General features: G+C 70.0%; 12 protein-coding genes. 10 read left to right on the top strand and 2 right to left on the bottom strand.

Annotated features, from left to right (window positions below; translation table 11 throughout):
- Window positions 1–14: 14 nt before the first annotated feature.
- From BKA10_RS07265 to BKA10_RS07250, 4 genes are read left to right on the top strand one after another with little or no spacing between them, the layout of a single operon-like run.
- Window positions 15–920: a F0F1 ATP synthase subunit gamma gene (locus BKA10_RS07265; protein ID WP_183499279.1), complete on the top strand. Its 906-nt coding sequence runs from the start codon at window positions 15–17 to the stop codon at window positions 918–920.
- A gap of 23 nt (window positions 921–943) precedes the next feature.
- Complete coding sequence (gene atpD, locus BKA10_RS07260) at window positions 944–2,398, top strand: F0F1 ATP synthase subunit beta (RefSeq protein ID WP_183499278.1); 1,455 nt, start codon at window positions 944–946, stop codon at window positions 2,396–2,398.
- Window position 2,399: 1 nt separating this feature from the next.
- Entirely contained in the window at window positions 2,400–2,660 is a 261-nt protein-coding gene (locus BKA10_RS07255; RefSeq protein ID WP_183499277.1) for a F0F1 ATP synthase subunit epsilon, read from the top strand.
- A 54-nt stretch (window positions 2,661–2,714) separates the two neighbouring features.
- Entirely contained in the window at window positions 2,715–3,464 is a 750-nt protein-coding gene (locus BKA10_RS07250; RefSeq protein WP_183499276.1) for a YaaA family protein, read from the top strand.
- Window positions 3,465–3,469: 5 nt separating this feature from the next.
- Here BKA10_RS07250 and BKA10_RS07245 read toward each other — a convergent pair whose 3' ends face one another.
- Window positions 3,470–3,922, bottom strand: coding sequence for a DUF4282 domain-containing protein (locus tag BKA10_RS07245; RefSeq protein ID WP_183499275.1), 453 nt, complete (start codon window positions 3,920–3,922; stop codon window positions 3,470–3,472).
- A 194-nt stretch (window positions 3,923–4,116) separates the two neighbouring features.
- On the opposite strand from BKA10_RS07245, the gene BKA10_RS07240 reads away from it, so the two are divergent.
- The 6 genes from BKA10_RS07240 to BKA10_RS07215 all read left to right on the top strand — a co-directional run bounded on the left by BKA10_RS07240 (window position 4,117) and on the right by BKA10_RS07215 (window position 13,522).
- Window positions 4,117–4,920 carry a DUF5684 domain-containing protein gene (locus BKA10_RS07240; protein ID WP_183499274.1) on the top strand — a complete coding sequence of 268 codons (804 nt, stop codon included), beginning with the start codon at window positions 4,117–4,119 and terminating at the stop codon, window positions 4,918–4,920.
- 115 nt (window positions 4,921–5,035) lie between these two features.
- Window positions 5,036–6,769 carry an ABC transporter transmembrane domain-containing protein gene (locus BKA10_RS07235; protein ID WP_183499273.1) on the top strand — a complete coding sequence of 578 codons (1,734 nt, stop codon included), beginning with the start codon at window positions 5,036–5,038 and terminating at the stop codon, window positions 6,767–6,769.
- On the top strand, window positions 6,766–8,718 hold the full coding sequence (locus BKA10_RS07230) for an ABC transporter ATP-binding protein (protein ID WP_183499272.1): 1,953 nt from the start codon (window positions 6,766–6,768) through the stop codon (window positions 8,716–8,718). Before BKA10_RS07235 ends, BKA10_RS07230 begins: the two co-directional genes overlap by 4 nt.
- A 10-nt stretch (window positions 8,719–8,728) precedes the next feature.
- Window positions 8,729–9,706 (top strand): aldo/keto reductase, encoded by a 978-nt coding sequence (locus BKA10_RS07225; protein ID WP_183499271.1) that lies wholly within the window; start codon window positions 8,729–8,731, stop codon window positions 9,704–9,706.
- Between the two features lie 71 nt (window positions 9,707–9,777).
- Window positions 9,778–10,566, top strand: coding sequence for a protein phosphatase 2C domain-containing protein (locus BKA10_RS07220; protein ID WP_183499270.1), 789 nt, complete (start codon window positions 9,778–9,780; stop codon window positions 10,564–10,566).
- Between the two features lie 67 nt (window positions 10,567–10,633).
- The gene (locus tag BKA10_RS07215) at window positions 10,634–13,522 is read left to right on the top strand and encodes an FtsK/SpoIIIE domain-containing protein (RefSeq protein ID WP_248198890.1); all 2,889 of its coding nucleotides are present in this window, start codon (window positions 10,634–10,636) and stop codon (window positions 13,520–13,522) included.
- Between the two features lie 49 nt (window positions 13,523–13,571).
- Here BKA10_RS07215 and ald read toward each other — a convergent pair whose 3' ends face one another.
- Window positions 13,572–14,687: an alanine dehydrogenase gene (gene ald / locus BKA10_RS07210; RefSeq protein WP_183499269.1), complete on the bottom strand. Its 1,116-nt coding sequence runs from the start codon at window positions 14,685–14,687 to the stop codon at window positions 13,572–13,574.
- Between the last annotated feature and the right edge of the window lie 16 nt (window positions 14,688–14,703).

The raw sequence follows: 14,703 nt of genomic DNA, 5'->3' as shown, positions 1-14,703 counted from the left end.
GAGGAGACGAATCCATGGGCGCACAGCTCCGGGTCTACAAGCAGAAGATCTCTTCTGCTCAGACGACCAAGAAGATCACGAAGGCGATGGAACTCATCGCGGCTTCGCGCATCCAGAAGGCGATGGGACGCGTTCGCGCGTCGTCGCCCTTCGCGCGTGCCGTGACGCGGGCCGTCTCGGCCGTCGCGACGCACTCGAACATCAACCACCCGCTCACGCAGGAGCGTGAGGTCATCCGGCGCTCGGCCGTGGTGATCTTCGCCTCCGACCGCGGATTGGCGGGGGCGTTCAACTCGCAGATCCTCCGCGAGGGTCTGCAGCTGGGTGAGCTCCTGCGCTCGCAGGGCAAGGATGTCGCATACTACCTCGTCGGCCGCAAGGCGGTGGGATTCTTCCAGTTCCGCCGCATCACGGCGGCCGGTGAGTGGGTCGGCGACACCGACACCCCGCACTTCAACACCGCTGAGCAGATCGCGGGCGCCCTGCTGGACGCCTACGACCGCACGGGTGAAGACCAGGGCGGCGTCGACGAGATCCACCTCGTGTACAACCGCTTCGTCAGCATGATGACGCAGTCGCCCGAGACGGTGCGCCTGCTTCCGCTCGAGGTCGTCGAGGCCGATGAGGCCGAGGCCGCGTCGAACCAGGTGTATCCGCTGTACGAGTTCGAGCCCAGCCCCGAGACCGTGCTGGACGCGCTCTTGCCGGTGTACGTGCAGAGCCGCGTTTTCAACGCGCTCCTGCAGTCGTCGGCGGCCAAGCACGCGGCTACGCAGAAGGCCATGAAGTCCGCCAGCGACAACGCCGACAAGCTCATCACCGACTACACACGGCTGCGCAACAACGCGCGTCAGGCCGAGATCACGCAGCAGATCGCCGAGATCGTCGGCGGCGCCGACGCTCTGGCGTCGGGCAAGTAAGACCACACCGAAAGAGACAGAGAATGACTGCCACCGCCACAGCCGAGAAGGCCGAAACCACGGTCGTCGGTCGCGTCGCGCGCGTCACCGGCCCGGTCGTCGACATCGAGTTCCCGCACGACTCGATCCCCGACATCTACAACGCGCTCAAGACGACGATCACGATCGGCGAAGAATCCACCGAGATCACGCTCGAGGTCGCCCAGCACCTGGGTGACGACCTCGTCCGTGCCATCTCCCTGAAGCCGACGGACGGCATGGTCCGCGGCCAGGAGGTGCGCGACACCGGTGGTCCGATCACTGTTCCCGTCGGCGACGTCACCAAGGGTCGTGTGTTCAACGTGACCGGTGACGTCCTCAACGCTGAGCCGGGCGAGACGATCGAGGTCACCGAGCGCTGGGGCATCCACCGCCCGGCGCCGAACTTCGACCAGCTCGAGTCGAAGACCCAGATGTTCGAGACCGGCATCAAGGTCATCGACCTGCTCACCCCGTACGTGCTGGGTGGGAAGATCGGCCTGTTCGGCGGCGCCGGAGTCGGCAAGACCGTCCTCATCCAGGAGATGATCCAGCGCGTCGCGCAGGATCACGGTGGTGTGTCGGTGTTCGCCGGTGTCGGTGAGCGCACCCGTGAGGGCAACGACCTCATCCACGAGATGGAGGAGGCGGGCGTCTTCGACAAGACCGCCCTCGTCTTCGGCCAGATGGACGAGCCGCCGGGAACGCGACTTCGCGTCGCGCTGTCGGCGCTGACCATGGCGGAGTACTTCCGCGATGTGCAGAAGCAGGACGTGCTGCTGTTCATCGACAACATCTTCCGCTTCACGCAGGCCGGCTCTGAGGTCTCGACGCTGCTGGGCCGCATGCCCTCCGCGGTGGGCTACCAGCCGAACCTGGCCGACGAGATGGGTGTGCTCCAGGAGCGCATCACCTCGACGCGCGGTCACTCGATCACCTCGCTGCAGGCGATCTACGTGCCCGCCGACGACTACACCGACCCCGCCCCGGCGACGACGTTCGCGCACCTCGACGCGACGACCGAGCTCTCGCGTGAGATCGCGTCGAAGGGTCTGTACCCGGCCGTGGACCCGCTGTCCTCGACCAGCCGCATCCTCGACCCGCGCTACATCGGCGATGACCACTACCGCGTCGCCACCGCCGTGAAGCAGATCCTGCAGAAGAACAAGGAACTGCAGGAGATCATCGCGATCCTCGGTGTCGACGAGCTGTCCGAAGAGGACAAGGTCGTCGTGTCGCGCGCGCGCCGCATCCAGCAGTTCCTGTCGCAGAACACCTACATGGCGAAGAAGTTCACCGGTGTCGAAGGCTCCACGGTCCCGATCAAGGAGACGATCGAGTCGTTCGACGCGATCGTCAAGGGCGACTTCGACCACGTCGCCGAGCAGGCGTTCTTCAACGTCGGCGGCATCGGCGATGTCGAAGAGCGCTGGGCGCAGATCCAGAAGGAGAACGGCTGACATGGCGCTGACGGTCACCCTCGTCTCCGCTGAGGAGGAGGTCTGGAGCGGTGAGGCGAGCCTCGTCGTCGCCAAGACCGTCGAGGGCGAGATCGGCTTCATGACCGGTCATGAGCCCGTCCTCGCGATCCTTGCCGAGGGTCAGGTCCGCATCACGCAGGCCGATGGCGCCAAGGTGATCGCGAACGCCCACTCCGGCTTCCTGTCGATGGAGGGCGACGAACTCACCATCGTCGCCGGTCACGCGACACTCACCTCCTGATATGCGGCAGAACGCCGCCCGGATCGATCCGGGCGGCGTTCTTCGTCGTCTCCCATGCTGATACTCCTGCCCCCTTCCGAGACCAAGCGCGCCGGCGGCACCGGCGCGCCGCTCGCGGTCGAGCGCCTTGCGCTGCCTGAACTGGCGCCGCAACGCGCGGCGGTCGCCGAGGCCCTGGTCGACCTCAGTCGCGATGCCGAGCGCGCGGCGCGCGTGCTGAAGCTGTCGGAGCGGCAACGCGGAGAGATCGCGCACAATGCCGCACTGCGCACGGCGCCGACCCTGCCCGCGGTCGACCGCTATACCGGCGTCCTGTTCGATGCGCTCGATGCGGCGACCCTCCCCGCCGCGGCGCGCCGCTGGCTCGGCGCTCACGTGCTCATCCACTCGGCGCCGTTCGGCCCGGTGGGGGCGCTCGACGGCATCCCCTCATATCGTCTGGCAGCCGGGACATCGTTGCCGGACCTGCCACCGCTTCGCCGGCTGTGGGCCGGTCCGGTCACGGCGGCACTGGAAGCGACCGCGGCGCGGTTCGTGCTCGATCTTCGCTCTGAGGCCTACACGGCACTGGGCCCGGTACCCGAGACGACGTCGAGCGCGTATGTGCGCGTCGTCACCGAAGGGCCCGACGGCACCGCCCGCGCACTCAACCACTTCAACAAGCACGCGAAGGGCGAGTTCGTGCGCGCATTGGCTCTGGCCGGTCCGCGAGCCGGCAGCCTCGCGTCTCTGCTGCAGTGGTCGGCAGAGGCGGGCTGGACGCTGCGTCCCGGTGTGGCCGGTGAGCTCGAGCTGGTCGTCTGACCCGATCAGCGTCCGCGCGTGTTCTCCGCGGTGCGCTCGGTGTTCTCGGCGATCGCGATGAGCGCCACGACACCCTCGATGACGAACCTGAGCACGACGACGGCGAGGAACGCCACGAGCGGCACGATGATCACCGTCGACAGGATGAGGGCGATGCCGGCGCCCGGGTTCCACGTCAGGGCGCTGATGCCGTTGATCAGACCGCCGACGAAGTTGTAGATGAACGCGATGGCGATGATGATCAGGCCGACCACGTAGAACGCGCCGGCCAGTCGCCTCGTGATGAATGTGCGGAACGAGACGTCGAACAGCGCGGACAGGAATCCGCGACCGGTCTGGGCCAGGTCGTCACCCAGTGCCGGGACGCCGGTGTCGTCCGGATCGACCGGCGCAGCCCGGGCCGCCTCGGCGGCCGAGCGGTTCGGCGGTGGGGGAGTCTGGTTGTCGGCGTCACTCATGGGTGTCCCTCTCATTCCGGTCACCGTCTCACTCCGGTTCACGCCAGGCTAGCGACTCGATCGCACGGGCAGGGAGAGGCGAGCACCCGAGTCGTGCTCTGTTGCTCGGTCCGGCCGGGTCGCTACGATGGCTGCGTCCCCGGCTGCGTCCGAGGATCGGTGACCGCCACGGCGCCGCCACGGGGAGGGACGACATGTCCGGGTACTACGACTACGGCTTCGCTGCCGGTGCTTTCCTGCTGTTCGGCTTCGGGCTCCTGCTCGGCGCGGCCCTGTACGTCATCACGGCGCTCTTCCTGATGAAGGTCTTCGAGAAGGCCGGCGTGCAGGGGAAATGGCGCGCCTGGGTTCCCGTCTACAACTTGATGGTGTTCTCCAAGCTGGGGGATCTCAGCCCCTGGCTCGTCCTGATCGGCATCGGTGCCTCTGTCGTGCTGAACTGGCTGCCCGTCATCGGGCCGGCGGTGACCTTGATCCCGTATGCCGTGCTGGCCGTCGCGGCCTGGCGCGTGGGCCTGAAGCTGCAGAAGGAGCCCGCCTGGGTGGTCTTGGCCGTGTTGCTGTTCCCGGTGTGGCTCGGCATCCTCGCGTTCGACTCGTCCCGGTGGAACACCGCGGTCGCGCCGGTGCCGTGGGGGGCCAACTCGTTCTTCGCCGACCGGACGGTCTGGGACGGCGTCCCGGTGCAGGCCGTCGCCGGGCACCAGCCGCCTCCGCCGGGATACCCCGCGGCGCCCGGCTACCCGCCTGCCGGCTACCAGCCCCCCGCGGGTTACCAGCCGCCTCCGGGATACCAGCCCCCCGGGGGTTATCAGGCCCCGCCCGCCGGGTACCAGCCGCCTCCCGGATATCAGCCCCCGGCACCCACCCCGCCGACGGCGGCGGAGCCCCCGGCATCCACCCCGTCACCGGCAGCGGAGCCCCCGGCATCCACCCCGCCACCGGCAGCGGAGCCCCCGGCAGCCGAGCCTCCCACCGACGAGCCGCCGAAGGCGTGACCGCGGCCGGTTCGCTGACAGCGCACGGCCGGACTTGAGGATGCCCGGCGCACGGGCGTAGCGTCGATCCTCGCGTGTGGTGCGTCTTCTGCCCGCGCGCAGGAAAGGGAAGCTCGTGCTCGGCAGACTCCTGGTGCGCTATCTGCGCCCCGCGTGGCCGCTGCTGCTGGCCGTCGTCGTGTTCCAGCTGGCGCAGTCGATCGCCTCGCTGCAGCTGCCGACGCTCAACGCGGACATCATCGACAAGGGTGTCGTCGTCGGCGACATCGACTACATCTGGCGCACCGGTGGCGTGATGCTCGCAGTGAGCCTGGTGCAGGTCGTGTGCGCGATCGTCGCCGTATACTTCGGTTCGCGACTCGCCATGGCGATGGGCCGTGACCTGCGCGGCGCCCTGTTCCACCGCGTCGTCGCGTTCTCGCAGCGCGAGGTCGGTCAGTTCGGCGCGCCGTCGCTGATCACGCGCAACACGAACGACGTCCAGCAGGTGCAGATGCTCGTGCAGATGTCGGCGACCGTCATGGTGTCGGCGCCGATGCTCGCCATCGGCGGTGTGATCATGGCGATCCGGCAGGATGCGGGGCTCGCCTGGCTGATGGTCGTGGCCATCCCCGTCCTGCTCATCATCGTCGGGTTGATCGTGGTGCGCATGGTGCCGGCATTCACGCAGATGCAGGCGCGCATCGACCGCGTCAACCAGGTCATCCGCGAGCAGCTCACCGGCATCCGCGTGGTGCGCGCCTTCGTCCGCGAAGACCAGGAGCACGCGCGGTTCGAACGTGCCAGCACCGACGTCATGGACACCGCCCTGCGCGCCGGCAACCTGATGGCGCTCATGTTCCCGGCCGTCATGCTCGTCATGAACGTCTCCAGCGTCGCCGTCATCTGGTTCGGGGCGTTCCAGGTGCAGAACAACGGCGTCGAGATCGGCACCCTGTTCGCGTTCCTCAACTACCTCATGCAGATCCTCATGGGCGTGATGATGGCGACCTTCATGTTCGTCATGATCCCGCGCGCGGCCGTCTGCGCGAACCGCATCGGCGAAGTGCTCGACACCGACCCGTCGGTCGAGGCGCCGGCCGACCCCGTGAGCGCCCCCGCCGGCCGTGGGCGGGTCGAGTTCGACGCGGTCGCATTCACCTACCCCGGTGCCGAGGAGGCCGTGCTGCACGACCTCACCTTCACGGTCGAGCCAGGAACCACGACGGCGGTCATCGGCTCCACCGGATCCGGCAAGACGACTCTCGTCGGCCTCATCGCGCGGCTGTTCGACGTCACCGCGGGAGCGGTGCGTATCGACGGCGAGGACGTTCGCCGCCTCGATCCGGACGACCTCTGGCAGCGGATCGGCCTCGTGCCGCAACGCGCGTTCCTGTTCGCGGGAACGGTCGCATCCAATCTTCGCTACGGGGACACCGACGCGAGCGACGAGGACCTGTGGCGCGCGCTCGAGCTCGCCCAGGCGAGGGACTTCGTCGAGGCGCTGCCCGAGGGGCTCGACGCGCCGATCGCCCAGGGCGGCACCAACGTGTCGGGCGGCCAGCGGCAGCGGCTCGCCATCGCGCGGGCCCTCGTGAAGCGACCCGAGCTGTACATCTTCGACGACTCGTTCTCCGCCCTCGACCTGCGGACGGATGCCGCGCTGCGGCGCGCGCTGGACACGCACCTTCCCGAGGCGACGCGCATCGTCGTGGCGCAGCGCGTGTCGACGGTCCAGGGCGCCGACCAGATCATCGTGCTCGACCACGGGCGGATGGTAGGCCGCGGCACGCACGACGAACTGCTGGAAACGAGCGAGACCTACCGCGAGATCGTCGAATCACAGCTCGCAGCGGAGGAGGCGGCATGAGCGGTCCCGGTCCCGGCCCCCGTGTGATGGCCCCCGGTCAGAAGGCGCAGAACTTCGGCCCGAGCGCCAAACGACTGCTCGGCGAGCTGCGCACGGACGTCCCGCAGCTGATCATGGTGCTCTTGCTCGGGGTGCTCTCGGTGGCGCTGACGGTGATGGGTCCCAAGATCCTCGGCGAGGCCACCAACGTGGTGTTCGCCGGTTTCATCTCGCTGCAGATGCCCGAGGGCGCCACCCAGCAGCAGGTCATCGACCAGCTCATCGCCTCGGGCAACCAGCAGCAGGCCGACATGCTCGCCGCCATGGAGTTCACGCCCGGGGCGGGTGTCGACTTCGGTCACCTGGGTGGGATCATCCTCGCCGTCATCGTCATCTATGTGCTGGGCAGCATCTTCGGCTGGTTGCAGGGACTCATCCTCAACGGGATCGTGCAGCGCGCGATGCACCGGCTGCGCATGCGGGTGGAGGAGAAGATCCACCGGCTGCCGCTGTCGTATTTCGACAAGGTGCAGCGTGGCGAGCTGCTGAGCCGCGTCACCAACGACGTCGACAACATCGGCCAGACGATGCAGCAGACGCTCTCTCAAGTGGTGATCTCACTGCTGACGGTGATCGGCGTGCTCATCATGATGTTCGTCATCTCGCCGCTGCTGGCCGTGATCGCACTGGTCACCATTCCGCTCACCCTCGTGATCACCGTGGTCATCGCCAAGCGCTCGCAGAAGCTGTTCGTCGCGCAGTGGAAGGCCACCGGCGTCCTCAACGCCCGCGTCGAGGAGACGTTCTCCGGACACGCGGTCGTGAAGGTGTTCGGCCACCAGGCCGAGGCCGAGGCCGACTTCCGCACCGAGAACGACGAGGTGTACCGCGCGAGCTTCGGCGCCCAGTTCCTCTCGGGCATCATCATGCCCGCGATGATGTTCATCGGGAACCTCGTCTACGTCGCGATCGCGGTCGTCGGCGGCCTGCAGGTCGCGGGCGGACTCATGTCGATCGGCGATGTGCAGGCCTTCATCCAGTACTCGCGGCAGTTCACGCAGCCGCTCAGTCAGCTCGGCTCGATGGCGAACCTGCTGCAGTCGGGCATCGCCAGCGCCGAGCGCGTGTTCGAGCTGCTCGACGAGGACGAGCAGACGCCCGATCCCGAGCCGTCCGAGACGGTTTCCGAGATCGAGGGACACCTGTCGTTCGACGGTGTCTCGTTCCGGTACACGCCCGACACGCCCCTCATCGACGATCTCTCGCTCGAGGCGCGGCAGGGGAGCACCGTGGCCATCGTGGGGCCTACGGGAGCGGGTAAGACGACGCTCGTCAACCTCATCATGCGGTTCTACGACGTCGACGAGGGCACGATCGCCCTCGGCGGGCTCGACACCCGCCGGATGACCCGGCAGGACCTGCGTTCGCGCACCGGGATGGTGCTGCAGGACACCTGGCTGTTCGCCGGCACGATCCGCGAGAACATCGCCTACGGTTGTCCCGACGCGACCGAGGAGGAGATCGTCGCGGCGGCCACCGCGGCGTACGTCGACCGGTTCGTTCACGCGCTGCCCGACGGGTACGACACGGAGCTCGACGACGAGGCCACCAACCTCAGCGTCGGCGAACGGCAGCTGGTCACCATCGCACGCGCGTTCCTGGCCGATCCGCGCCTGCTGATCCTCGACGAGGCGACCAGCTCGGTCGACACGCGCACCGAGCTGCTCATCCAGCGCGCCATGTCGAGGCTCCGCGAAGACCGCACCGCGTTCGTCATCGCCCACCGGCTGTCGACGATCCGCGACGCCGACCTGATCCTGGTGATGGAGAACGGCGCGATCGTCGAGCAGGGCGCGCACGACGAGCTGCTGGCTGCCCGAGGCGCCTACTGGCGCCTGTACAACGCGCAGTTCGAGGCTCCGGCCGACGAGGACCAGGATCCGGCGCTCCCGGTGGCGCCGGGCCAGTAGCGTGGAGTACATGGACATTCCTCAGCGCCGCTTGGGCCCGTCAGGCCTGCTCGTGCCGGCCGTCGGCCTCGGCTGCAACAACTTCGGCCGGGCCGGCAGCGTCACCGAGACTCTCGAAGGCACCACGGCGGTCATCGATGCGGCACTGGATGCCGGTGTCACATTCCTCGACACGGCAGACATCTACGGCAGGGAGCCCGGGCTGTCCGAGACGCTCATGGGCGAGGCGCTCCGCGGGCGACGCGACCAGGTGGTCCTTGCGACCAAGTTCGGGCACAGCCAGTTCGGTGCGGGAATCATCGCCGGCTCGCGCGGATCGCGCAGCTACGTGCGACGCGCCGTGGAGGCGTCACTGGCCCGTCTGCAGACGGACTGGATCGACCTGTACCAGCTGCACACGCCCGATCCGGGCACGCCCATCGACGAGACGCTCGATGTGCTCGACGATCTCGTCCGCGAGGGCAAGGTGCGCTACATCGGCCACTCGAACTTCACCGGATGGCAGATCGCCGAGGCGGACTTCACCGCCCGCGACCGCCGGTCCACCGCGTTCGTATCGGCGCAGAACCACTACAGCCTGCTGCGCCGCGGCGCCGAGCGGGACGTGCTGCCGGCCGTGGAGCGGTTCGGACTCGGGTTCCTGCCGTACTTCCCCCTGCACAACGGGCTCCTCACCGGGAAGTTCACCCGGTCGGGCGGCCCCGCCGACAGCCGCATCATGCGGCAGCGGCCGCAGCTGCACGAGGATGCGCCGTGGGACGCGCTCGAACAGTTCCAGGCGTTCTGCGACGAGCGCGGCATCACGATGCTGCAGGCCACGATCGGCTGGCTGCTGTCGCGCCCGGAGCTGACCAGCGTCATCGCCGGCGCCACCACGCCGGCCCAGGTGCAGGCGAATGCGGCAGCGGCATCCGCCTGGATGCCGACGTCCGACGACCTCGACGCCGTCGATGCGCTGTTCCCCCTCGTTCCCGACCCGGCCGCGTGACAACCGAGCACAGCGAACGGCGTCCACTAGAGTGTGAAGGCGCGGTGTCGTCGACCAGGGAAGGGTGGAGCGTGCCCGAGCCCACGACCCAGTCACGGACTGTCCCGACCTCGGACGGTACGTTCGAGTTGCGCTGGGCGGAGGTGACCGATCGCGGTCGGCGCCGTGACGTGAACCAGGACGCGATGCTCGCGCATTATCCGCTGTTCGTGGTCGCCGACGGCATGGGCGGCCACATCGGCGGCGAGATCGCCAGCTCGAGCACCATCGAGCGGCTCTCCGCAGTCGCGGAGAAGGGCGCGGTCACCCCGAAGACCATCGAGAAGGCCCTCTCGCGTGCGGTCGCCGACATCTCGGCCCACCCGGGAGCCACCGACGACGGCACCGGCACCACGGTGACCGGCGTGTACCTCGACCTCACCGGCGACGAGCCCACCTGGGTGACGCTGAACATCGGCGACTCGCGGGTGTACCTGTTCCGAGACGACAGCCTCGCCCAGGTCACGACCGATCACTCGGTCGTCCAGGAGCTGATCTCGTCGGGCCGGCTCAGCCCCGAAGAGGCCGAGAACCACCCCTACGGCAACGTCATCACGCGTGCCGTCGGACCGAGCGACGATGTCGTCCCCGACTACGTCCGCCTCGAAGTGGTCGATGGCGACCGCTTCGTCATCTGCAGCGACGGGCTGACCAAAGAACTCACCGACTACGGCATCCTGCACTTCCTGCTCGCTCACGACGACCCCGCCGAGGCGATCTCCGCCATGCTCGAGGCCGCCCTCGAGAACGGCGGTCGCGACAACGTCACGATCATCGTGCTGAACGTGGAACGCGTCGCCTCCTCCCCAGAGGCGGACTGAGCCGATCCCTCCACCGACCGGTCGAGGTCGCGCCGTGACGGGGCGCAGTCGAGCTTGACTGTCGGACGTGCGCACTGCAGACCCTGGCCGACCGGCCACCGACGAACATCTCGAAGGCGATGACCTGACGGGCACCCACGGACCCCTGCACTCGGCCGAGCCGCCGGGTGCTGACGAGCCGCTGCGTCTGCCGACGCCGCCCGCGCCCGTCTCCCGGCCTCCGCTGCCGCTGATGGCGGCGATCGTGCCGGTCGTGGGCGCGGTCGTGCTGTGGCGCGTGACCGGCTCGATGTTCGCCCTGTGGTTCGCGGCACTCGGCCCGCTGATGGCGGCCGCGTCCGTGCTCGACGGGCTGCGCGGCAGGCGCAAGCAGCGGCGAGCAGCGGCACGCGAGGCCGACGCCGCCTTCGACCGTGCCGACGCATCGCTGCGACGGCGACACGATCGTGAGCGGCATGCGCGGTGGGTGCGCTACCCGGACGTCGCCGGTTACGCCCGCACCGGCGACGACGTCTGGCGGGCCGTCCCCGGGCGCGGCGACGCGCTCGTCATCGGGCGAGGGCTGGATGCCAGTGCCGTGCGCGTCTCGGGTGGCGACGACACCGCGCGCGCCCGCGACCTGCGCCGGCGCGCCCAGCGGCTCGACGACGCCCCGGTGACCGTGCCGTTGCACGCGGGAGTCGCCGTCGTCGGCCCGCCCACGCCCGCCGCGGCCGTCGTGCGCGCGCTCGCGCTCCAGGTGTGTCTCGCGCAGCCTCCCGGCACGGTGCGGGTGCTCGATGAGGGCACCCTCTGCCCGCCGGGTCTGCCGCACGCGCACGGCGGACGCACGCTGTACGCCGGCGACGCGGGGCGCCGGCTGCCGAACGACATCGACATCCCGCTCGTGCGAGTCGCCCCCGGCGCCCCGCCGCCTCCTCGCTGCGCGGCCGTGCTCACCCTCACGGGAGCGGACACGGCACGCCTCGACCACGACGGCACCTCGCGGGACGTGCGCGTCGAAGCGGTGTCGGCCGGGCAGGCGGCGGCGGTGGCCGAGGCGCTGCGTGACCGCGCCGCGACCCTCGCCGGCGCGGCCGATGCCCCCACGACCCTCACGGCCCTTCTCGACGCGGCGCCCCGGCCGCATCCGTCGAGTCTCGCCGCGCCGATCGGGACGACGGCCGACCGGCCGGCAGTTCTCGACCTCGTCGCCGACGGCCCGCACGCGATCGTCATCGGCGTCACCGGTTCGGGTAAGAGCGAACTGCTCACCAGCTGGATCGTGGCCCTGTGCGCTGCGCACACGCCGTCCGACGTGTGCTTCCTGCTGGTGGATTTCAAAGGGGGGCGCACCTTCGATGCACTCGAACCGCTGCCGCACGTGACCGGGGTGCTCACCGACCTCGATGAGACTGCGGCACTGCGGGCCGTCGAGAGTCTGCGCGCCGAGATCCGCCACCGCGAGCGTGTGCTCGCCGATGCCGATGCGCGCGACGTCGCCGAGGCCGATGGTGCGCTGCCGCGTCTGGTGATCGTCGTGGACGAGTATGCCGCGCTGGTTGCCGCGCACCCCGCACTGCACGAGCTGTTCGGCGACATCGCCGCACGGGGAAGGGCGCTGGGCATGCACCTCGTCCTCGCGTCGCAGCGCGCCGCCGGCGTCTTCCGCGACGCCGTGCTCGCCAATGCGCCGCTGCGGATCAGCCTTCGCGTCGCCGACGCCGGCGACTCCCGCGCCGTGCTGGGCACAGACGAGGCGGCGCTGCTGTCGGGCGCAGCCGATGCGGTGGGCACCGCGCTGGTCCGCAGGGCGGCCGACAGCGCGGCTCGCACCGTACGGGTCGCCCGTTGCGAACCCGGCACGATCGCCGCGCTCGCCGTCCGGCACGCGGGCGCCGGCAAGGCACGCCGGCCCTGGCTGCCCGCCCTGCCCGAGAAGATCCCGCTCCAGCCGTTGCGCCGTCCGGAGGCGATCGTGCTCGGCGTGGCCGACGAACCCGAGCACCAGCGGCAGCCGACCGTCGTGCTCGATCCGGGGGAGCCCGGCCTCGTGGTGGTCGGCCAGGCCGGCGCGGGCCGCACCACGGTGCTGCGCGCCATCGCAGCCCAGGCGGCGCGTCAGCACTGGGTGGGCGGCTCACCCGAGCAGGCGTGGGACGCCATCGGCGAGATCACCGCTGCCGAGCGGGGCACGGTCGTGCTCGTCGACGACGTCGACGCACTCCTTACCAGACTGCCGGGCGACTACGCCATCCAGGCGGCGGAGCGCCTCGAGCGCAGCGCCCGCGAGGCGCGCGCCCGCGGCATCCTGCTCGTGCTCTCCACCCAGCGCCTGGGTGGCCCCGTCGCGCGCATCGCCGACCTGCTGCCGCGACGTCTGCTGCTGGCTCTGCCCTCGCGCGCCGACCATGTCGCTGCCGGCGGCGACAGTCGCGACCACGTTCCTGACGCTCCTCCTGGGCGCGGCCGATGGGGCCGGACGTTGCTGCAGGTCGCCGACCCGGGCGATGCGCCCGCGGCATCCATCGACGATCTCAGGCACGCCCGGGGCCAGGCCGCGGCGTGCCACTACCCGGGTCGGCGCGCGACCGCGTTCGTCACGCCGGGCGGCGCCGCGACGCGCGCCGTGCTGCGCGAGTGGATGGATGCCGGAGTGCCCACCCACGCACTCGACGAGGTTGCGGCCGCCGGCACGCGGAAGCTGCCGCCCGGCGCCGTCGTGTGGGGACCGCCGGACGCGTGGCTCGCGCAGTGGCGGATGCTGGCACTTGCGCGCACCGATGCCGACCTGCTCGTCGACGCCGCGTGCGCCGCCGAGTACCGGTCGGTGACGGGAAGCCGCGACCTCCCGCCGTTCGCGCTCGCCGGGGCGGGACGCGCGTGGCTGCACCGCGCCGACCGCGACGAGGCCGTCAGGCGTGTGCTGCTGCCCGGCCCCGCTCCGGAGACCCGGGCCGCCGCGGGGCGTCGCTGACCGCTTCCGCGGCGGCGCGTCGCTGACGGGTGTCAGTTCAACGCGTCGGTCAGCGCAGCGCGTCGGCCACGGGCGTCGGGGGGAGGTCGTGGGCGTTCGCGACGCCCTCGTTGACGACCGCGCCGCCGGCGGCGTTGAGCCCCGCGGCCAGTCCCGCATCGGTGCGCAGCGCCTCGCGCCAGCCCAGCGCCGCGATGCGCCGGATGTAGGGCATCGTCGCGTTCGTCAGTGCCGAGGTGGACGTGTTCGGCACCGCACCGGGCATGTTGGCCACACAGTAGAACACTGTGTCGTGCACCGTGAAGGTCGGGTCGGCGTGGGTGGTGGGCCGGCTGTCCTCGAAGCATCCGCCCTGGTCGACGGCGATGTCGACGAGCACCGATCCGGGGCGCATGCGGCTGACCATCTCGTTGGTGACGAGCTTCGGCGCCTTCGCCCCGGGGATCAGCACCGAGCCGATCACCATGTCGCTCGCCACCACCTGCGCGTCCAGGTCGAGCGGGTTCGACGCCGCCGTCTTCACCCGGCTCCGGAAGTGATCGTCCAGCAGCCGCAGGCGCGCGATGTTGGTGTCGAAGATCGTGACGTCGGCGCCGAGTCCCGCGGCGATGACGGCGGCGTTGGCACCGGCGACGCCCCCGCCGATCACCGTGACCGTCGCCGGTCTGGTGCCCGGAACACCCGACATGAGCAGTCCGCGACCACCCGCCGAGCGCAGCAGCGTGGCCGCGCCGACGGTCGGGGCCAGGCGCCCGGCGACCTCGCTCATCGGCGCCAGCAGCGGCAGCCCGCCGCTCGCACCCTGCACCGTCTCGTACGCGATGGCCGTGACGCGCGCATCGACCAGTCGCTGCGTGAGCGGGCGGTCGGCCGCCAGATGCAGGTAGGCGAACAGCGTCAGGTCCTCGCGGAGGTACCCGTACTCGCTCTCGACGGGTTCCTTGACCTTCAGCAGCAGTTCGGCCCGTGCCCAGAGCTCGGCGGCATCATCGAGCAGAGTGGCACCGGCGTCTTCGTACTCGGCGTCCGGCATGGATGACCCCAGGCCCGCCCCGCGCTGTACGAACACCTCATGCCCGGCCGAGGCGAGGTCGTGCACGCCGGCCGGCGTCAGTGCCACCCGGTACTCGCTGTTCTTCACCTCGGTGGGAACGCAGATCCTCATCGTTCTTCCTTCCCGT

Origin of the sequence: Microbacterium invictum (assembly GCF_014197265.1) — a bacterium.
GTDB lineage: Bacteria > Actinomycetota > Actinomycetes > Actinomycetales > Microbacteriaceae > Microbacterium > Microbacterium invictum.
This window is presented reverse-complemented; position numbering and strand designations above follow the sequence as displayed.